Raw genomic sequence first — 19,961 nt, forward strand, 5'->3', positions numbered from 1 at the left:
TTTTTCATTCCTCTGTGCGCAGCAGCACCGCCTCGCCGATCAGCAGGAACAGCAGGAATGGCGCCCAGGCGGCAAGAAATGGTGGGTAGGCGCCAAGATTGCCCATCGCGAGCGCAAAATTGTCGGCGACGAAATAGGCAAAGCCGAGCGCCATGCCGATCACCGCACGGACGAACAGCTGGCCTGACCGCGCGATGCCAAACGCGGCGACAGCGCCGAGGAGCGGCATCAGCACCGACGAAAGCGGGGCCGAAAGTTTGTGCCACAGCGATCCCTCAAGCGCCTTCACCGGGCGTCCGGCCTCTTCAAGGTCGCTGATGGCGCCGCGCAGCGCGCCGAACGAGAGGCTGTCGGCGTCGACCGATGCCAGGGTGAACTGGTCAGTGCGCACGCCGCGACCGACGATCCGTTCACCCAGCATCTGAACGCGCCCGCTCGCCACATCGAAACGCTTGGTCGGGCCGATCAGCCAGCCATCGCCCGAGCGGCGGCCGTGTGGTGCCGTCAGCAGCCCGCGCAGGCCCCCGCTCGCGGACCGCAGGTAGACGGTGACGCCGCCGAGTTGCGCCTGATCGCCGCGGCCCTTGATCTGATCGACCTGGATCAAATCCTCGCCGGACAGCACCCAGACGTTTGATCGCTCGCCGTGATCGATCGGAAGCGGGCCGTAGTTGACGCGCTGCCACTGCGTCAGCGTCGCGGTCGATCTGCTGACGACACGGTCGGTGAAGACAAATGTCAGCGCGGCGACGCCGAGGCTGGCAAGGATGAGCGGCGCAAGCAATTGGTGCGCCGACAGCCCGGCGGCCTTGAGCGCGACCACTTCGCTGTTCGCGTTCATCGTGATGAGCGTTAGGATCGTCCCGAGCAGCACGGAGAAGGGCAGGAAGGTCGAAACGATCTGCGGCAGGCGCAAGCCCACGTAACGCCACACCTCTGTGTCGCCATTGCCGGTCACCGCCAGGATCTTGCCCGACTCGCTCAGCAGGTCGAGCGCCTGCAACACCAGCACGAGGCCGGCGAGGATGCCAAAGGTGCGCGTCAGGAAAAGCCGCGCCATGTAGAGCGCGACCGTGCGCGACGGAAAAAAGCCCTTCATGCCGCCGCTCCGCGACGATTGCGGCCCGGCAGATAACGCACGATCAGCTTCCATGTCTTGGAGAAGAACCGCTCAAGCGCGCCGATCGGCTGACCGCCGGGCACATGCGCGACGGTATAGTACATCCACACGATAAGTCCGGCGAACATGAGGAACGGCACCCAAAGCGCGATCAGTGGATCGATCGCGCCGCGTTCGCCGACGCTGGCGGCATATTGGTTCACCTTGTGATAGGTGACCACCATCACGATCGAGAGAAATACGCCGAGTGCCGAGCTAGATCGTTTCGGCGGCACGCCGAGTGCTACCGCGAGCAGCGGGAGCAGGAACATCGACACGACCTCGGCGAGGCGGAAGTGGAATTCGGCGCGGCTGCTGTCGCGCTGCGCCTCGCTGACGTTGGCATGGCCGAGCTTGGCGAGCTGCGGCAGCGTATATTCGAGATTCTTGCCGCCGCGGGTGCGGAAGCTCTCGAACTTTGGCAGGTCGATCGGCAGGTCGTGCGACGAGAAGGACAACGTGCGCGGGGTCGGGAAGTTGGCGCGGTTGTGGATCAGCGTGCCGTTGGTCAGGCGGAAGATGATGACGTTGGGATCGTCGGTGGCGAGGAACTGCCCCCCCTCGGCCGTTACGCCGACCCAGTCGCCCTTGGGTGTTTGTGCGTGGACGAAGATGCCCGACAGCTTGCGTCCCTTGTCGCGGCTTCCCTCGATTCGCATCGTCATCCGGTCACCCAGATGCGTGAACTCGCCGACCTTGACCGAAGCCCCGAGCGCGCCGGTCCGCAGTTCAAAGCGGAGCTTTTCGTAATTGTAGCGCGCGATCGGCTGCACATAGCCGACGATCGCGATGTTCGCCGCTGCCAGCACGATCGCGTACATGTACGGCACGCGCAGCAAGCGTGCGTAGCTCATCCCGACGCCGCGCATCACGTCAAGCTCGCTCGACGTCGCGATGCGGCGGAAGGCCAGCAGCACACCCAGCATCAGCCCGATCGGTATGCCGAGCCCGAGATATTCGGGCAGCAGGTTGGCGAGCATCTTCCACACCACGCTCACCGGGCCGCCCTGCGTCGCGACGAAATCGAACAAGCGGCGGATGCGATCTAGGATCAGCAGCATCGCGGCGATGAACAGGGTGGAGAACAATGGCAGCGCGATCAGCCGGGCCATGTAGCGGTCGATCGATTTCATGTGCGCGCGACGCGGCCTCGCAAGAACAACGGAAAGGCTTCGGCTATAGCAGGTGAATGCAAGCCGTCACCTGTTCGCTTGCGGCGATCCGGTGGCGATCATTCGGCGGCGATGGCGTGCGCGCGATCGCGTCGCGCGGCCGCGTCGACCGCGTGTTCGAGCGCCGCGAGCGTGAACGGCTTGCGCAGGACCGGACGATTGCCGAGGTTGACGGTGGCGGCGTCACCCGCGAACCCGGTGACGAACAGCACCGGGATGTGGCGATGACGCGCGTCCAACCCTGCGATCATCTCGGGTCCGGTCAGGCCGGGCATGAGCACGTCGGACAGGATCAGGTCGGGGGCGGGCATGTGCGCCAATGTGGTGGCGGTTCTGGTCGGATCATCGCACGAGGCAACGATGTGACCAAGTTCCTCCAGCGCGCCGACCGTTGCGGCGAGAACGCGGGGATCATCCTCCACCACCAGGATCGACAGCGCGGTGTCGTGCACCTTTTCGTGCAGTGCCATCTCATGGATGGCGGACGGGGTTTCGGCCTGTGTGTTCTCGATCTCGCGCGGGAGCAGCAGCGTCACGGTCGTGCCGCGACCTGGGGTGGATGCGATCAACACGTCACCATCGATCTGCTTGGCGAAGGAAAAGATCTGGCTGAGACCGAGGCCAGTGCCTTTGCCGACCGGCTTGGTGGTGAAGAACGGCTCAAACGCGCGGTCCAATACTTCGGCGGACATGCCGTGCCCGGTGTCGGTGACCGCGAGCGCGAGATAGTCGCCCGCCGCGCAGCCGTGCGTGCTAGTAGTCGCAAGCGTCTGTGCACGTGCCGTGATCGTCAGCGTGCCGCGACTGTCCATCGCGTCTCGCGCATTGACAGCGAGATTCACCAGCGTGTTTTCCAACTGGACGCGGTCAACCCGTGCGCACCAGCCGTTGCTGCGATCGTCGATCACTACGGTCACGCCGTCGCCAAGCGTGCGATCGAGCAGGTCGCGCAGGCCGGCGAACAGGTTCGCTGCGTCGATATATTCCGGATTGATCGCGGTTTCGCGTGCGAAGGCGAGCAGCCGCCTTGTCAGCGCGGCGGCACGGGTCGCGCCCTCCGTCGCGCTCTCGACGTGACGCAGCACGTCGAGACTTCCCGATGCGATGCCGCGCCGTGCGAGTTCCAGCCCACCGATGACGACCGCGAGCATGTTGTTGAAGTCGTGTGCGATCCCGCCCGTCAGTTGCCCGACCGCCTCCATTTTCTGCACCTGCCGCAGCCGCGCTTCCTGGACGCGCAGTTCGTCCGTCGCCGCCGTCACCGCACTGGCGAGATCATCGGCGCGCTCGCGCTGCGAATCGGCTTCTGCCTGCGCCACGGCGCGCCCGGCGAGCACGCGCATGGTCAGCCAGCCGAGCGCGATCATGCCGAGCAGCAGCAGCACGCCGAAGATCGACAGGATCTTCGCCGCATTGGTCGAGCGGTTCACCAGCGTCATCGCCTGCGACGTGCGCTGTTCCAGCAGCGTACGCTCATCGGCGATCAACCCGTCCAGCGCGGCGTTGATCGCCTCTAGCGCGGGCGAGGTACGCACCTGATAATAGCGCGACAATGCCTGGCTGTTCTTGCCGTAATTGGTTGCGAGCGCGGTTGCGGCCAGTTCCTCGCCGCGCTGCCGGAATGCGCGCTGCAGCCAGGCGAGGCGTTGTTGCTGGCCGGCATTATCTGCGGTCAACCGGCGGAGCTGCGCGACATTCTCTCCCGCCCGGCGCCAATCGTCGAAATAGGATTGGCCGAGCCGCTGGTCACCCGAAATAACGTAGCGACCGAGCGCCGCTTCGGACTTCGCCATCGTGCCCTGAAGTGCGCGCGCCAGGTTCATGACGTCGTAACTGTGACTCTGCGCCGCGAGGGCACGGTCGCGTTGCCGGCTCGCTTCGCCGAGCGTGATGACGAGCGCGGTCAGCACGGCCATGCCCGCGACCGCCATCGCGACCAGGGTTACCGTGCGCCAGGCCGACAACAGCCTGCGCCGCGCATCCATCTCGTCCCCGCTCACGCCGACCGGTTTAACGCAGCGGCGCGCCCGGTGCAAAGAGAGCGCCGCGCCACCGTGAGGGCACTTGGTCTAGTTGATCTCGCCGGTCGCGCGGCCCGCGTCGGCGAACATCGCGGTGATGCGGTCGATCTGCGCATCGCTGTGTTCGGCCGAGAGCGAGCAGCGCAGCAGGAAGGTGCCCGACGGCGTTGCCGGCGGACGCGCGACGTTGACGTACAGACCCTGCTCCAGCAGCGACTGCCAGATGCCGACGGCGCGCTCCTGATCCTTGCACATGACAGCGATGATCGCCGAGTCGGCGCTTTGCGTCCCGAGCGTGAAGCCGAGTTCGCGCAGGTTCGCGTGCAGGCGGCGCGCGTTCGACCAGAGCTGCGCGCGCTTCGCGTCGGCGTGCATCAGCTTGCGAATTGAGGTGGCGGCGGTTGCAACGACCGAGGGCGGCAGGCTGGCGGTGAAGATGTACGGGCGGCAGGCGAGGCGCATCGCCTCGAATTTCGGATGGTTGGAGACGCAGAAGCCTCCAACGGTGCCGACCGATTTCGAAAAGGTGCCGATGATGAAGTCGACGTCTTCGCCCAGGATCAGGCCCTGATCCTCGTACACGCCGCGCCCGTGTTCGCCGAAGAAGCCCATCGAATGCGCCTCGTCGACCAGCACCATGCAGCCGTGCTTCTTCGCGATCGCGACCATCTCCTTCAACGGCGCGATGTCGCCGAGCATCGAGTAGACGCCTTCGAGCACGACGAGCTTGCCCGGATCCTTGGGCAGGCGGCCGAGTCGCTTGTCGAGGTCCTCGACCGAATTGTGGCGGAAACGCACGACCTCCGCATCGCCCATCTTGCAGCCGTCGTAGATCGAGGCATGGCTGTCGGCGTCGAGGATGACGTACTCCCCCTTTGCCGCGATGGTTGAGATCGTGCCGAGGTTGGCCTGGTAGCCCGTCGAGAACACCATGGCATGATCAGCGGCGTAGAATTCGCGCAGCGCATCCTCGGCATCGACGTGGTCGCGAAAGGTGCCGTTGAGCATCCGGCTGCCGTTGGTGCCGCTGCCGAAGCGGTCGAGCGCCTGCTTGCCCGCCGCGATCACGTCGGCGTCGAAGGTCATGCCCATGTAATTGTAGGTGCCGAGCAGGATCGTCTCGCGTCCCTTGATCACCGCCTCGGTGGGGGAGCGAACCTCCTCCATCACGATACCGAACGGATCGCGCACGCCGGTGCCGAGCAGCGCCTCGCGCTCGGCGATCAGCGCGTCGAACTTACTGAACAGGTCACGCTCAGGGGCGACCGGAGCGGGATCGGCGGGCAGCGCCTCGGGCTCGAGGCCGGTCTCTGTCATGTTACGCCTTCAACCGTGCGACAGCGTCGACGAGCTGGCCGACGTTCTCGATCTCGGCCTGCATGTTCATCGTGATAATGATGTCGAACTCGTCCTCGATCGCGGCGACGAAATCCATCACGGTAAGCGAATCCCATTCGAGGTCGCCCTGGAAGGTCGTCGCGTCGATGACAGCCACGCCCTTCTTGTTGAAGGGTTCGATCTGGGCCTGAACGGTGTCGAAGATCTGGTTGCGGTCGCTCATGGTCGCTTTCGATGCGTGATGATTAAGGCCGGGGTGCGGCGGCGCTATAGCAAGTCGTGGGCGCGATACCACTCGGCCGTCGCGGCAAGCGCGGCAGCGGTGTCGTGCTCGGCGCGCCACAAGGCCGGTGAGGGGAGCGCGTGGGCGACCCAGTCGGGATGGCGGAAATAGCCGACGCGGTCGGGCGTCAGCTTGGCGCGCGACCCGCGGAACAGGCGATCAAGCCGCGCCGCGCCCGAAAGAATCGCGCCGGGCAGCGAGACGGGAAGCGCGCGACGTCCAACCGCGCGGCCGAGCGCGCGGGCGAAGTCGCGGTGGTCCCAGCCGCCAGGGCGGCCGTCATCGGGTTCGAGCACCATGTGACGTGCGCCGTCGCCGGTGGCGAGCGTCAGTAGCAGACGCGCCAGATCCTCGACCGCGATCACCGACAGCCGATTGCCGCGCGGGGGCAGCGGCACGAGCCCGCGGCGTGCGAAGCGGAACAGCTCCAGCATCTCATGGTCGCGCGGGCCAAAGACGGCGGGCGGACGCACGATGGTCCACTCCAGCCCGCTCAGCTGCACCAGCCGGTCGGCCTGAAGCTTCGACCAGCCATAATCGGAGAGATGCGGTTCGCGCGCGGCGAGCGACGAGACGTGGACGAAACGTTGGACACCGGCGGCACCGGCCGCCGCGATCATGCTGCGCGTGCCGTCGATGTTGCCGCTGACGAAGCCAGAGCGGTCGGCGGCGTTGACGATGCCGGCAACGTGGATCACCGCGTCGGCGCCGTCGACCAGCGCGCCTGGCCCGGCGAGATTGCCTGGTATCCAGGTCACACCCTCGCGCTCGGGCTGCTCCCGCCTGGCGAGCGCGCGAACCGTGTGGCCCGCGGCGAGCGCCTGATCGACCAGGTGACTGCCGACGAAGCCGGTTGCGCCGGTGATGGCGAGGATCATCGCGCGCTTCCTCCAAGGTAAGCCATGTGGTTGCGGTGAACGATCGCCGCTCGCGGTGCGTAGCCCAGCAGACTCGCGTGCTCGTCGCTGCGTCGACCGATCAGCCGTGTCGCATCGAGGGCATCATATTCGCTCAAGCCACGCGCGATCGTGCCGTGGTCATCATGGATTGTGACCAGATCACCGCGTGCGAACTCTCCCGAGATCTGCGTCACTCCGGCCGCGAGTAGGCTCTTGCCCGCCGCCAGCGCGGCGGCGGCGCCCGCGTCGACGTGGATCGTGCCGCGCGCGGTCAGCCCTCCGGCGAGCCATGCCTTGCGCGCCGGTGCGCCGCGTGTCGCGACGAAGATCGTGTGGCGCGACGGCGTCGACAGCGGATGGTCGATGCGCCCGCTCGCGATTGCCAGATGCGCCCCGGCGGCGTTGGCGATCCGTGCGGCGGCGATCTTGCTGACCATCCCACCCGACCCCATGCCCGAGCTCGATCCGGTGTCCGCCATCGTCTCGATCGCCGCGTCGATGCGTTCGACGCGCGAGATGTGCTGCGCGCCGGGTTGCGCCGGGTTGCGGTCGTACAGCCCGTCGATGTCGGACAGCAGGACTACCCCGTTCGCGCCCGCCGCCTGCGCGACGCGTGCGGCGAGCCGATCGTTGTCACCGAAGCGGATTTCCTCGGTCGCCACCGAATCGTTCTCGTTGATGACCGGCACGACGCCGAGTGTCAGCAACCGGTCGAGTGTCGCGGCAGCATTCAAGTAGCGGCGTCGGTCCTCCAGGTCGCCGAGCGTCACCAGCATCTGCGCCGCGGTGATCCCCTGCGCGGCCAGCAACTCGGCCCAGACGCCTGCGAGCGCGATCTGCCCGACAGCCGCGGCGGCTTGCGCATCCTCGAGGCTGGCGCGTCCGCCTTTGGCGAGCCCGAGCCGCCGCGCGCCAAGCGCGATCGCGCCCGAGGAGACGATCGCGACCTGCTGGCCGTCTGTGCGCCGGGCGGCGACATCTGCCGCGACGCTCGCCAGCCAGTCGCGTCGAATACTGCCGTCGGAAGCAACGAGCAGCGCCGAGCCGATCTTGACGATCAGCCGCGCGCAGGTGGGAGCGGGAAACAGCGACATGTGGATGCGATCGTTAGCGCACCGAGGCGGGGTGGCAAGCGTGCGCACGCTGGGTGAGGCGTCGCGAAACGGTACGCCCTCGCCCTATCGTCAGAGCGGCGACCACTCGACCGCGTCCTCATCGCCGTCATCTTCGACGGGCGAGTCGGTCGAGGGAATCGCCTCAAGCAGCTTGTTGAGGACCCAGTCGACGCCGGTGCCGCTGACGCCGGAGATTGGGATCACCTCGGCGCCGCTCGCATCCTCAAGCTCGGCCGACAGCGCGGCAATCAGCTCGTCGTCGAGTGTGTCGATCTTGTTGAGCGCGACCACCACCGGCTTCTCATCAAGCCCGCCGCCGTAAGCCGCCAATTCCTCGCGCACGATGCGGTAGCTTTCCGCCACGTCCGGGTCATTCGCATCCACCAGGTGGAGCAGCACGCGGCAGCGCTCGATATGGCCGAGGAAGCGATCGCCGATGCCAGCGCCATCCGCCGCGCCTTCGATCAGGCCGGGGATGTCGGCGAGGACGAACTCGCGGTTCTTGTGCCGCACGACACCCAGCTGAGGACGCGTGGTGGTAAAGGCGTATTCGCCTACCTTCGCCTGCGCGTTGGTCACCTGATTGATGAAGGTCGACTTGCCCGCATTGGGCAGACCGACGAGCCCGGCGTCGGCGAGCAGCTTGAGGCGCAGCCACACCCACGCTTCCTCGCTGGGCCAGCCGGTGCCATGCTGGCGCGGGGCGCGGTTGGTCGAGGTCTTGTAGCTGGCGTTGCCGCGCCCGCCGTCGCCACCGCGCAGGAACACGACGCGTTCGCCGACACGGGTCAGATCGGCGAGCAACGTGCGTTCGTCGTCGTCGGCCAGCACCTGCGTGCCGACCGGCACCTTTATGACGAGATCGTCGCCTCCACCGCCGGTGCGGTTGCTACCCGATCCGCCCTGACCACGCGGCGCGCGGAAATGCTGCGTGTAGCGAAAGTCGATCAGCGTGTTGAGGCCGGCCACGGCCTCGAACACGATGTCTGCGCCCTTGCCGCCGTTGCCGCCGTCGGGGCCGCCATATTCAATGAACTTTTCGCGCCGGAAGCTGACGGCGCCGGGACCACCGGCGCCCGAGCGGACGAAGATCTTTGCCTGGTCAAGAAAATGCATGGCGCGCGCCTAGCGCGTTCGCGGCATTAAAGCGACCCGGCGCGGGGCGGGTCAGCCGGTCGGCTTACCCCGATCAGCGAGCAGCATCGCGCGCGCAAGCTCGCGTGCCCGCTCGCGTGGCAGCCCCAGCGCACGCGCCATCGGTGTACCAAGCAGTGCGTCGCCAAGCGCCATCAGCACGAGCTGCAGCGTCTCGTCGTGGATCGGTGCGCCCGGATCATTATCCTGCGCCAGCTCCTCGACCAGATCGTGGATTGCGGTCAGGATGGGATCGAGCGCGTCCTCGTTGCCCGATAGGATCATCCAGCTGGCGAGCGCGCCCGCACCATTCTTGCCGAACGCATCGAACGTGAGATCGACCACTTCGGCCGGGTCCTCGCGCTCGCGTGCGCGCAGCACCGCCGACTTGATTGTGCCAACGATGCGGCTCGCCATGCTGGCGATCAGTGCCTTCTGCAGCCCGTCGGCCGAGCCGAAATGATGGAGCAGATTGGCATGCGTGCGCCCGATCCGCCCCGCGACCGCCTTCAGCGTCACCGCCTGCGGGCCGACCTCGACCAGCAGCGCACGTGCGGCGTCGAGCGCGGCCTCGCGCGATTGCTCGGGGCTGAGACGGCGGGGCAGGGGAGCTATGGTCATCACGCTCTGATCCGCGATCGCACGCCGCCGCGCAACATCGCGGGTCACGCCGCGATCGGCATCGCGCATGCAGTGTCCGCCGCCGCGCACGGTCGTGCGAGATCGAGTGCCAGGTCGACGCACTCAACCTCAGCCCCGCGCGCGAGTGAGAACAGGCGGCTGCACCCGGTCTTGACGAAGCCGAGCCGGCGCAGCACCCGCCCGGATGCGTGATTGTCGACCATGTGACGTCCGATCAGCCGTTCGCTCCCGAGTGCGTGGCGCGCGATGTCGACAACGGCTCGTGCCGCCTCGGTCGCATAGCCATGACCCCATGCATCAGGCGTCAGCCAATAGCCGAGTTCGCGGGTGCAAGCTCCGAGCGGGATTAGCTCGATCCCGCCGATCAGGCGGTTCTCGCCCCGCGTCATGATCTGAAAACGCGGCTGATGCGCATCGCGTGGCAGGGACAGGAACGCCTCGGCGTCACCCAGCGCGTACGGCCACGGCGCGCGCGACAGGTTGCGCACGACTGCCTCGTGCCCGATCGCGCGCGACAGGGCGGGTGCGTCCTCAGGCCAGCCGGGCCGCAGGGTCAGTCTTCTTGTCAGCGCGAACACGGTTTCGCTCTCCTTGGCCAAGGCCCCAAGCACGCCAGCGTGACGCGCCCGAGACAGGATGGAGGGAGACACGAAAAAAGGGAGCCGGGGTGACCCGCCTCCCTTGTTGGTTTGGTGCCGTTTGGCACTCGGGTCACCCTGGTAGGCAACCCGGATGGTTACCCGATGTTACTCAGCCGCCATCGGCATCATGTCGACCGAGCAAAATTTGCGGCCAAGCTTGCCATCGTGGAACACCACGCGCCCGTCGACGAGCGCGAACAGCGTGTGATCCTTGCCGATGCCGACGTTGCGACCCGGATAGAACTTGGTCCCGCGCTGACGCACAAGGATGTTGCCTGCGATCGCTTCCTGACCGCCGAACTTCTTCACGCCGAGACGACGACCGGCTGAGTCGCGACCGTTGCGCGACGAACCGCCTGCTTTCTTATGTGCCATTTCGAATAACCTCCTGCGAGCCGCTGTTCGTTACGCGCCGATCGACACGATCTTGAGGATCGTGTGCTGCTGGCGGTGACCATTGCGGCGGCGATAATTGTGACGGCGGCGCTTCTTGAACACGATGACCTTGTCGGCCTTCGCCTGCGCGATGATCTCCGCCGCGACCGACAGTCCGTCAATCGGCTTCAGATCCGAACCTTCGCCCGCGAGCAGCACGTCGCCCAGCGTCACCGACGCCCCGGCATCACCATCGATCTTGTCGACGACGATCTTGTCTCCGGCGGCAACGCGGTACTGCTTGCCGCCCGTGCGCACGATAGCGAACATGGCTCTTTTCACTTCCCAAATGTCTATGCCCGCCGGGGCAGACCCCGCGGAAGAAAGCGCGCTGCTAATTAAAGGCGGCGCGCCTGTCAACCGCTGCGCGCCTGCACCTACCTAGTGGCGATGCTGTCGCTTCAAGCCGTATCGGCCATCAGCCAGGCGATCGAATAGACCCGCAATAGCGGGATGTTCGACCGGCTCGTCAGTGTCGTCATGGACCAGGTTCTGTTGGCTGACGTAGGCGACATAGCTCGACTCGGCGTTCTCGGCGAGCAGATGGTAGAACGGCTGATCCTTGCGTGGGCGGAAGCTTTCGGGAATCGCCTCATACCATTCATCGGTGTTGGCGAAGACCGGATCAACGTCGAAAATAATACCGCGAAAGTCGAGCATCCGGTGGCGCACAACGTCGCCGATTGAGAAGCGCGCGTGTGAGATGGGCGGCGCGATCGGGCGCGCAGGGGTAGGATCCGGGACGGCAGACACGGTGTCGTTCATGCGCTTCAAGATAGTGCGAGTGCGGGAGGGCACAACAGCGTGTTCGCGCCGTGCGGCTAGGGTAGAGTGCTATCTTCACGAAACGCTTGCGCCTCACCCGGCGCATCGCTAGAGGCCGCCCTCCGACCACTTCACCGGCCTCGACGGCCGGACCGAAGGACCTCGCGGAGAGGTGGCAGAGTGGTCGAATGTACCGCACTCGAAATGCGGCGTGCCCTCACGGGTACCGTGGGTTCGAATCCCACCCTCTCCGCCACGGTTCGCCGTTAAGTAATTGTATTTGTTGTTCATTCTGCGCTGCGGGTGGTGAATGTCACCATCTGCCCACCAACGCTGTCTGCAACAGAATGCACCATCACGCGGCATCAATCGGGTTGATCGTCGGTGCGCTATCGAGCCGCTGTTGTAGCGCCGGACGGTTTATCGGCGTGTCTCTCTCGATTCGAAATAGGCGAAACGACGCACCGGATTGAGCCGGTCTGATCCAATCCGCTTCAATCGTCCACAGGGGCAGCGCCACACTTGGCCAGTTCCTTATCGGATAGGTGGCCAAACTTCTTGGCTGTCTCGATCCTGTCGGGATAGACCGTCACGTCACGTACTCCGCGACCGTAATGCAGCCCGATCCGATCAGCCATTTGCAAGATGCTTGGTGATACGAACGGATCGGCCACGTGTGCTAGGCACAGCGCCACCTCCGTCATGGGTCGCGACGACGGAACGCTGACCATCTTTGGTGTTTCGACGGCAGCTACAAGCAAGAGCCATGCGATCATCGTCCACGCCTTTCGAGTCGAGCAAGCGCGATACTGTCAGGGATTGTTAGTCAGTCCACGTCGTTTCTGGATGCGACGTTGGGCCAAATCGATCAATGAGACCCAATCACGAGCAACTGCGCTGGCGTCCTCATCAGGTAGCCATATGCGTAACCAGCGATCCAGGCTGCTAGACTTGCCGCCGCAGAGTGCTTCGCTTGCCCATGTGGTCGACCGATCGGCTGCAAAGATCATCCGCAGCACCGTCGTACGATTAAACACCAGCACCTCGCGTCGCAGTTCGTCCACGTGGTGCCGGATCATGTCTGTTTGCTTTGGATCATAGCGGACTGCATGACAGCGATAGGCTATGTCTGTGCGCAAGGCGTCTATTTTCGAAGCAGCACGCCCCTTCCAAGTCCACCTAGCAAGCGTGAACGGCTCGAATACTGCGTCGCTGTCAAACTCTAGGACGCAGAACGGTTGAGAGACAATGACGCGTTGCACGCGGCAGAGGTCGGCGTTCTGCATCACAATTCCCCTGCTAGGCATTTGCGGTACATTTCAGCCGCGTCGTCCACAGTGGCGGTAAGAGGGATGCCGACAACTGGTTTGATGTTGAGCGCTTCGGCAACACGCGGCGGCATCGGTGGGAAAACATCATCACCGGCAAGCGCCGCTTCATAGCGCGCTGCCGGATCGTTCCCGAACCGCTTAAAGGCTATTTGGCGGCACTCGATTTCCCATTCGTCGTGCCAGCGCCGCAGCTTGGGCGACAGATGATGCAGAGCGTACGCGCGTTCGTCATGTCGTCGCGCTGCCTCCCGGATTGCGCGCAATCGCACCTCGATGCCAACCCGGCTCATCGCTTCGTCACCGCGCCGATGATGCCTTCCAGTTCCTCGACCTGACGCTTGAGTTCTTTCACGTCACTGGCGTCGGCAGCGGTCTTAAATGCCTGACTAAGCCGCGCTGCTTCCTCGGGCGAAATCTCGGACATAGCGGCCGCGTCGATGATGGCGTTGGGGTCGTTGCTGTCGAGTTCGACTGTTCGACCGCCCTTCGGCAGTGTGTAATCCAACACGTACCGAACGGCGGTCCATTCACCCGCCCGAACCTTGTCGCGCAGTTGTGCGACCGCTTCGCTCGAAAGATTTTGCACGGCTTCGAGTGTTGCGCGACCCTTCTTGTTCTTGCTTCCAGGTTTGCGCCCGCCAAAGCCGGGTAGGAACCTACCATCAGGCGCGCGCCCGGTGTTTGCGTCTATCATCGGCTTAACTCCACCGAACCACTGTGCCGCCAACGCGGGTCAGCCATTCGGCCACGGGTTGGGTTGGAATGCGGGCGACTAGCGGTGCTGGCATTCCACGCCGGCGCCAGTTGTGAGCGGTGGCACGGGTGATGCCGAGCGCGTCCCATAACTCGCCCGGCTTCATGCTGCCGGCCCGGAGCGTCACTACGTCCGGGATGGCCAGCGCACAGGACGCGTTCACGGTTGCACCCGCTCAAGAACGGCTGCCAGCGGCAAATTGAACGCTGTCGCCAGGTACGCGACGATAGACCGCAGCGCCTGTTCGTCGCCGGCACTGCGCTCGCCTCGTTCGCGATGCCGATCAAGCACTGCGGCGGCTGCCTGCTGCACAGCTACGTGGTCAACGCCGGTTGCGAGCAAGTCGCCCGTCACGGACGGCATGGCTGGATAGTTGCCAGCCAGCCCCACACGCTCCGCAAAGTTCAATTGCAGGTAACGCTCGTCGGCCGGTCCGCGCAGTTCTGGTGCAAGGTTGGCCAGATCGGGTGCGGCAACGATGGCGGCAAGTTCGCGCAGGTCGGCCACGGTGATGCGCGCCGCCTGTTCAGCCGGGCTAAGCGAACGATAGACGTTCCGCCATTCACCATCGTTGCGGGTGTCCGCGATCGACGGTGCGCGCTCGCGGGCGTTGCGATCGGCCGTTTCATATTCCCGTTTGCGGGTCAGCAACGCCCCGTACGTGTTGCTAGTGGCGACAATGGCAGCACGGCCAGCGGTCGAGTTCATCAACGCGGCCGGGATCGCCTCGGGCTTCATGACGATGGAAAGCTGATTGTGTTCGTTCGTCAGCGCCTCAAATGCGCCGATCGTCTGCGCGTACGCCGGATCGTCGGGCAGGAAAGCGTTCGTATCGTCCACACCTGCGACAACGCCTCGATCGTTCCTGTTGAAAGTCGGCGCCATGTTCAATTACTCCGCTAATCCTTAACAATTCAAGGATCGGTTTTGACGGGTAGTAGGTCAAGTCGCCATCAAACAATAAGTCTGACAGTGACATAAACAACTCCATAGAAAACAAACTACATAGAACAGGCGGAACAGCTAGAACAGCAAATCCAGAAACCCTACAGGCCGGAATACTTATGCATGAATAAGTGTATAGCTTCATTTCGTTTATGGGGTTTCGTGAAACGGTGTTCTAGCTGTTCCGCCTGTTCCGCTTAGCCATTTTGACGATGAGCAAACCTTGCGCCTTCCACCGCCGCCCGCACCTGTGAACGTCCGATCGTCGTCAGGTCGTCAGGCGTGAGATGGCCCCGCACGATCAGCGGTCGTTCCCAGCGGCCCACCACCTTGAAGCGGTCGCCGGTTCGCATACCCGCACGCGTTGCCTCGTGCCTGCACCAATCCTCCGATTTGGCGTCGTCGGCCACGTAACGATGCAGATCGGACACGAAGGCTAAGTCGCCCGGCCACTCGGTTTGAAACTGACGCACCGCATCCTCCGCATCGGTGACAAGAGAGGCGAGCGCCTTTGCCTTGGCCGCGCTCATGGGCGCGTGTTCGTGCGGGTTGAAGCCATGCAGCGATAGCGTGGCCAAGTAGTGCTGTACCGATGCGATAAACGCCGGATCGTCCATGTCGTCGTGCAGCCGTGCGTACCAATCGGCCGACGCGCATTCGGACGGGTTTTCGATGACAATGATGCGACGATCAGAGTTGTCGAACGGCAGTGCGTCGGGATGGTTCGAGAACATTAGCCATCGACAGCAATTCTTCTCGACCGACTGTGCGCCGTATTTCGGGTTCAGGTGCCGATATTCCTCGGTGACCTTGGATTTGAGTTGTTCGGCTTTGGTCCATCGTTCCCGGCTGTTGCCTTCCCGCACTTCGTCCACGGTGGCGAGCAGCTTCATCGATAGCCGGCCATTGTAGGCGCCGAACAGCGTGTCGGCTGACACGTTGGCAGCGACATAACCGCGCAACACCCGCGTCAGGATGCTGGCCAACGTGCCGCGCCCCGTGCCGGTTTTCGGGGTGAACATCAGGTATGCGGTGTGCGGCAGTTCGCCCGGATGCTGCACAATGTGCGCGAGCCATTGCGTGAACCGGATGCGCTCGGCTTCGATCGGCACGAGGTATGCGAGGTGCTGCACAAACGGTTGTACCCGATCCTGCCAGTTGGGCGGCGGATCGAACACCGTGGGCGGCGTCCACAGGTTGAATGCCCTGTCACCCGCCTGTGCCCGTTCGGGTGAGCGGCAAAACTCGCCCGCTCCGGGCACCCACGCCACCACGTCTGCACTGCGACGATCGCGGCTGGCCAGCCATGCGCCAATAACCGGCACCTCTTTGATGAGCGGCGCGCCCCACTTGTCCAGCTTGCCCGTGTCGATCGAGTGTTTCGAGGCTGCCCACTCGTTCACGGCGTCGGCTTTGGACCGCATACGTTTCGAGCGGCGCGAGACGACAAGCGACCCGCTACCAACGAACACGAGGTCGGCCGTTGCCTGTTCCAGCGTCAGCAGCTCCGGGAAGGCGTCCGCTGCCAGATCGTCGCCAATGCGCTCATCATCGCGCAGCCGTTGCGCCCGGCTGTAGAACGGCCGGTGTGGATCGTTGATGGCCTTGGCGATGGCCAGCCGCGCTTTTCGTTCGTCGTCGCGCCACAGACCCGAGCGTTGGAACAGGCGCAACATGCGCGCGGGGTTGCAGCCGGTCCACCATGCGAGCGCGTTGCACATGGCCAGGTCAGCGCTGCTATGGTCGAAGGGGCGCGCTTCGTCGGGCCAGAACTGCCCTAGCGTGGGCGAGGCTTCCCACAGGTCCGAGAACGATACGCGGGCGCCAAGCGAGGCCATCGGCGTGCGCCGGCCCATAGCCTGCCGTATTAGCGTGTCGTCGCCGGCGGGTCCGTCATATCCTTCGCGGGGCTGGTCCACCCATTCGACCGCCGCAAAGTCGGACAGGCGTTCGACGTTGGGCACCCATGCGGCAAGCTGATCGGTCCAGTCGGCCACGGGTTCGCCGGTCCATCCGTTACCGCCTATGGCCATGAAGCGCGCCGATGCGTAGCACTCGTGCTTGTTACCGGCGACATCGCCCCACTTGCGGCGTTTGTCGGCCAACCGCGTTGGATCGGACAGGATACCAACGCCGTGCAGCCCTTTGCCCGACTGCGACACCTCCCATGCGCCTTGCAGCGCTTGGACGATCGACATAGCATGATCGGTGTAGGTGCCTGTCGCCGGATCGCGGCAGTCGTCCAGGTCCACGAATACGAACGGGTCGTCGGCGGTAAACACGAAGCCGACACCAGCATAACTGCCGCTCGCGAGGGCAGCACATGCGGTCAGGTAATCCGCCCACGTGGTCGGGTCGGTCGGATCGGCTCGTTGGCCCGTCATCGGATTGTACGGCACCTTGCGAGGCTTCGGCTCTCCCGGCCGCTGTTCCTTTCGCCATGTGACGAACTGCGGGTACGGCATCAACGCGGCCGGCACGGCCACAGGTTGCGCCGCGATGGCGGCAGCGATATTATCCATGCGTCAAGTCTCCCGCCCGGCGCGCCCTGCACGGCGTGGCCGGGCGTGTTGTTTCAGGCGAGGTCGTCTGCGCTGGCGCGGCTACGGCTTTCCCACTCGACCAATTCGGCCACTGCCCAGCGTTTGATGCCGGACGGTAAGACGATCGGGAGCGGAAATTCGCGTTGTTCGCGAATCCAGCGGTAGATGCTGTGCTTGGAGGTCGCGTAGCGCGCGGCTACGCCGTCGATGGGAAGAAATTGGCCCATTATGTGGCCCCTCGGATCGGATGATTGCGGGGGAACGTGCGGCATCCACCTGCCACGCTACCGGTCTTCCTCCGGCTTTGGTCATCCAACCCTACGCCTCCGGGTATCCTCCCTCGGGCCTGCTATGCCGTAGCATCGCGGTACAAGTTGTGGCACGTTTTCGGTTCTGTCAAGCCAAGGATCGCAGCGTGATCAAAGATAGAGCTGAACTGATAACGAAGGTGAAATCAGCCAATTCTCTGATTCAGGAAATTACAGACTATTTAGGCAAGAACGGCGATTCACGAGGCTTCGGCCGCCTTCGGTTTCCCCGAGGCTTTATCCGAACAGCAATTGAACACAGATCAAAGTTGACGTTTGTTGAAGACGTGAATCTTAAGGCGAATCTCAGCTACGCATTGATGACGCATGATGTGCTAAGGTGGATGGTGTTCAACACCGACATTTCGGGGCAAGCGCGGGAAATGCTCATCAAGGAAGCTGTCTGCATTCTCGGTAACATATGCGACAGCATAAGCATATTTCCATCTGAATACGGCTTAGGTAAGGGTTCCAGTTTCGCCAAACGAATGGATAAGTTGAAACAATTAGATGTGATTAAAGAAGCTGACCACAGCAATCTAAACTGGTTGTGGGATAAGAGGAACCAAGAGCACATCCACCGCAATGATTTCCGCGAATGGTCACACTACGAAGACGGAGATTGGTACAGGTCCGTGAGGGCCTATCATAAACTTCGAGATGGCTTAAAGGTATGGATAGACGCTAGGAAAAACGTAGCTGAGTGACATTGTCAACGTTGCGCGACAGATAGTCAGCCCATGCAGTCATCAGTTTGACACGAGGCGGCAGGTGCGTTCCGCGCTGATATGCCGCCTCCGTTTTGTCCTTCAACTGGTGTGCAAGCGCGTGTTCAATCACCTCGCGCGGCGCTGCGTGTGTCTCGCCTCCCCAATCACGAAATGTGCTGCGAAACCCGTGGACGGTTAGGTCGCTGCGATCCATGCGCTTTAACACCGCTGCTAGGGTCATGTCGGACAACGGCTTGTCCGGCTTAGTGCCGGGGAACACCAACCCTGCACGCTTGGCTTCCTCCGTGGGCGTCAGGATCGCCAGCGCGGCGTCAGACAGCGGCACGACGTGTTCCTTGCCTGCCTTCATGCGATCGGCCGGGATTGTCCAGGTTGCCCGCTCAACATCGATTTCAGACCAGTCGGCGTTGCGGACCTCGCCCGACCGTGTGGCCGTCAGAATGGCAAATTCGAGCGCCTGAGCCGCCGTGCCACTACGCCCACGCAGGTCAGTCAGGAACGCGGGAGCCTCGCTGTAGGGCAGCGCCGCGTGATGCTTGACCCGCTTTGCCTCCTTTGGCGGCTTGGGCAAAATCGGGAGCAGCCCTTCACGCGCGGCGGGATTGTCGGTCCGATGATCGCGAGCAATGGCATAGGCAAACACCGCTTCGATGCGTTGCCGGACCCGCGTGGCCGTCTCGTGCCGAGCAATCCATAGCCTTTCCCCATCTGCGCGTTCGACAGGCTGTATAAGCACCTTTTCAACGGTGCTGCGGTCGATCGTCGCCACCGGCTTACTGCCGATCATTGGATAAACCCACGTGGCTAGCGTCGATTCCCATTGCGCCTTGTGCTTCGCGTTCTTCCATCCGTCTCGGTTGTTCAGCAGGAACGCCTCGGCCAATTCCTTGAAGGTAGCCGGTCGATCCTGTCCCTTTCGTTCGGCTACAGGGTCGTTGCCCGCCTTGATGTCAGCGGCCATCTTTCGGGCTTGTGCCAGCGTGGTCGAACGCTTCGGATCGCTCGGACTATACGGGCCTAGCCCACGCTCCATGCGCTTGCCGCCCTGCACGATACGGTAAATCCATGACGACGAACCGGCCGGCGTCACTTGGAGCATCAAACCAGCCGGACGCCCGCCCACAGGTATGCGGGTTGAGTGGCGTTGGCCCGATCCAGCCATTGTTTCGACGGCCGACTTTATCCGGGCGTCTAGTTCCTTTTGGCCCAACTCCCGAGCGACTACCGGCATCATCTATCCCCATCTGCCCACCATAAATTGATGCAGCACGTCGCACCGGAATGCAACAGGATGAGAAATTCCGGAGGGAAAAAGCACGCAAAACTCCCGGTTTCAGGTCATATCCGGGCGACACGGGCGGGGGAGGGGGGTCTTTTGTGGCGGACACCCTCTCCGCCATGGTTCCACATCTTACATCAGCGATGAGGCCGCGGCTCAGCGGCATCGCCTGCGATCGATATGTGTCGTACGACTTGGCACACGCATCGTCTCCGTAGTCTAGATTTGACTTGGAGGGAGGGCGAATCGATGCCGCTGCCTCCCTGAGGCTTCACCGCCGCCGCCGCTTGAACCGCTTTCGCCTCAAGCAAGAAGTGGCAGTCTTTAGATCCCGCTCAAGCCGCCGCTGTCCGCGCCTTTATAAGAGTGGGCAGCGCGAGCGACCGCGATCCTGTCCTGGCCGATGCTCACAGATTCTGTGAGCAGAGGGGCGCCAGCGGAGACGTAGCCGAGGCGCGGCATGTGC

At 63.8% G+C, this 19,961-nt stretch carries 22 protein-coding genes and 1 tRNA gene; 2 read left to right on the forward strand and 21 right to left on the reverse strand.

Going from position 1 to position 19,961, the window contains the following annotated elements; all coding sequences use genetic code 11:
• Positions 1–4 precede the first annotated feature (4 nt).
• The 13 genes from lptG to hspQ form a co-directional block, all read right to left on the reverse strand.
• Entirely contained in the window at positions 5–1,099 is a 1,095-nt protein-coding gene (gene lptG / locus SMN802W_RS0106820) for an LPS export ABC transporter permease LptG (RefSeq protein ID WP_019516157.1), read from the reverse strand.
• The gene (gene lptF / locus SMN802W_RS0106825) at positions 1,096–2,292 is read right to left on the reverse strand and encodes an LPS export ABC transporter permease LptF (RefSeq protein ID WP_019516158.1); all 1,197 of its coding nucleotides are present in this window, start codon (positions 2,290–2,292) and stop codon (positions 1,096–1,098) included. The genes lptG and lptF overlap by 4 nt, the downstream gene beginning before the upstream one ends.
• Before the next feature lie 98 nt (positions 2,293–2,390).
• The gene (locus tag SMN802W_RS0106830) at positions 2,391–4,316 is read right to left on the reverse strand and encodes an ATP-binding protein (RefSeq protein ID WP_019516159.1); all 1,926 of its coding nucleotides are present in this window, start codon (positions 4,314–4,316) and stop codon (positions 2,391–2,393) included.
• A gap of 84 nt (positions 4,317–4,400) precedes the next feature.
• Positions 4,401–5,669, reverse strand: a complete 1,269-nt coding sequence (spt, locus tag SMN802W_RS0106835; RefSeq protein ID WP_019516160.1) for a serine palmitoyltransferase — start codon at positions 5,667–5,669, stop codon at positions 4,401–4,403.
• 1 nt (position 5,670) lies between these two features.
• Entirely contained in the window at positions 5,671–5,913 is a 243-nt protein-coding gene (locus SMN802W_RS0106840) for an acyl carrier protein (protein WP_019516161.1), read from the reverse strand.
• A 44-nt stretch (positions 5,914–5,957) separates the two neighbouring features.
• Positions 5,958–6,851, reverse strand: a complete 894-nt coding sequence (locus SMN802W_RS0106845) for an SDR family oxidoreductase (RefSeq protein WP_019516162.1) — start codon at positions 6,849–6,851, stop codon at positions 5,958–5,960.
• Positions 6,848–7,966, reverse strand: a complete 1,119-nt coding sequence (gene proB / locus SMN802W_RS0106850; protein WP_019516163.1) for a glutamate 5-kinase — start codon at positions 7,964–7,966, stop codon at positions 6,848–6,850. Before proB ends, SMN802W_RS0106845 begins: the two co-directional genes overlap by 4 nt.
• 90 nt (positions 7,967–8,056) lie before the next feature.
• Entirely contained in the window at positions 8,057–9,103 is a 1,047-nt protein-coding gene (gene obgE / locus SMN802W_RS0106855; protein ID WP_019516164.1) for a GTPase ObgE, read from the reverse strand.
• A 51-nt stretch (positions 9,104–9,154) separates the two neighbouring features.
• On the reverse strand, positions 9,155–9,742 hold the full coding sequence (locus tag SMN802W_RS0106860; protein ID WP_156818745.1) for a TetR/AcrR family transcriptional regulator: 588 nt from the start codon (positions 9,740–9,742) through the stop codon (positions 9,155–9,157).
• Positions 9,743–9,786: 44 nt separating this feature from the next.
• Complete coding sequence (locus tag SMN802W_RS0106865) at positions 9,787–10,362, reverse strand: GNAT family N-acetyltransferase (RefSeq protein WP_019516166.1); 576 nt, start codon at positions 10,360–10,362, stop codon at positions 9,787–9,789.
• Between the two features lie 147 nt (positions 10,363–10,509).
• A complete protein-coding gene (gene rpmA / locus SMN802W_RS0106870; RefSeq protein WP_019516167.1) occupies positions 10,510–10,779 on the reverse strand; it encodes a 50S ribosomal protein L27 in 270 nt (89 codons plus the stop codon).
• A 30-nt stretch (positions 10,780–10,809) separates the two neighbouring features.
• Complete coding sequence (gene rplU, locus SMN802W_RS0106875; protein WP_019516168.1) at positions 10,810–11,109, reverse strand: 50S ribosomal protein L21; 300 nt, start codon at positions 11,107–11,109, stop codon at positions 10,810–10,812.
• 111 nt (positions 11,110–11,220) lie between these two features.
• Entirely contained in the window at positions 11,221–11,604 is a 384-nt protein-coding gene (gene hspQ, locus SMN802W_RS0106880; protein WP_019516169.1) for a heat shock protein HspQ, read from the reverse strand.
• A gap of 166 nt (positions 11,605–11,770) precedes the next feature.
• On the opposite strand from hspQ, the gene SMN802W_RS0106885 reads away from it, so the two are divergent.
• A tRNA-Ser gene (locus SMN802W_RS0106885) sits at positions 11,771–11,860 on the forward strand.
• Between the two features lie 238 nt (positions 11,861–12,098).
• Here the strand turns inward: SMN802W_RS0106885 and SMN802W_RS0106890 are convergent.
• From SMN802W_RS0106890 to SMN802W_RS16595, 7 genes are all read right to left on the reverse strand, one after another.
• Complete coding sequence (locus SMN802W_RS0106890) at positions 12,099–12,380, reverse strand: hypothetical protein (RefSeq protein WP_156818746.1); 282 nt, start codon at positions 12,378–12,380, stop codon at positions 12,099–12,101.
• A 36-nt stretch (positions 12,381–12,416) separates the two neighbouring features.
• Positions 12,417–12,890 (reverse strand): hypothetical protein, encoded by a 474-nt coding sequence (locus SMN802W_RS18185; protein WP_156818747.1) that lies wholly within the window; start codon positions 12,888–12,890, stop codon positions 12,417–12,419.
• A complete protein-coding gene (locus tag SMN802W_RS0106895) occupies positions 12,890–13,225 on the reverse strand; it encodes a hypothetical protein (RefSeq protein ID WP_019516171.1) in 336 nt (111 codons plus the stop codon). The genes SMN802W_RS18185 and SMN802W_RS0106895 overlap by 1 nt, the downstream gene beginning before the upstream one ends.
• Positions 13,222–13,629, reverse strand: coding sequence for a hypothetical protein (locus tag SMN802W_RS0106900; RefSeq protein WP_019516172.1), 408 nt, complete (start codon positions 13,627–13,629; stop codon positions 13,222–13,224). Before SMN802W_RS0106900 ends, SMN802W_RS0106895 begins: the two co-directional genes overlap by 4 nt.
• 219 nt (positions 13,630–13,848) lie before the next feature.
• Positions 13,849–14,574 (reverse strand): hypothetical protein, encoded by a 726-nt coding sequence (locus SMN802W_RS0106905; protein WP_019516173.1) that lies wholly within the window; start codon positions 14,572–14,574, stop codon positions 13,849–13,851.
• Positions 14,575–14,831: 257 nt separating this feature from the next.
• On the reverse strand, positions 14,832–17,156 hold the full coding sequence (locus SMN802W_RS0106910) for a phage NrS-1 polymerase family protein (RefSeq protein ID WP_026325849.1): 2,325 nt from the start codon (positions 17,154–17,156) through the stop codon (positions 14,832–14,834).
• Between the two features lie 53 nt (positions 17,157–17,209).
• Positions 17,210–17,404, reverse strand: coding sequence for a helix-turn-helix transcriptional regulator (locus SMN802W_RS16595; RefSeq protein ID WP_019516174.1), 195 nt, complete (start codon positions 17,402–17,404; stop codon positions 17,210–17,212).
• Between the two features lie 188 nt (positions 17,405–17,592).
• Between SMN802W_RS16595 and SMN802W_RS18190 the strand changes: the two genes are divergently transcribed.
• Positions 17,593–18,192, forward strand: a complete 600-nt coding sequence (locus tag SMN802W_RS18190; protein ID WP_156818748.1) for a hypothetical protein — start codon at positions 17,593–17,595, stop codon at positions 18,190–18,192.
• Here SMN802W_RS18190 and SMN802W_RS0106920 read toward each other — a convergent pair.
• On the reverse strand, positions 18,170–19,450 hold the full coding sequence (locus SMN802W_RS0106920) for a site-specific integrase (protein ID WP_156818749.1): 1,281 nt from the start codon (positions 19,448–19,450) through the stop codon (positions 18,170–18,172). The genes SMN802W_RS18190 and SMN802W_RS0106920 overlap by 23 nt on opposite strands.
• Positions 19,451–19,961 lie beyond the last annotated feature (511 nt).

It is taken from the genome of Sphingomonas sp. Mn802worker, from assembly GCF_000382485.1.
Classification (GTDB): Bacteria; Pseudomonadota; Alphaproteobacteria; order Sphingomonadales; family Sphingomonadaceae; genus Sphingomonas.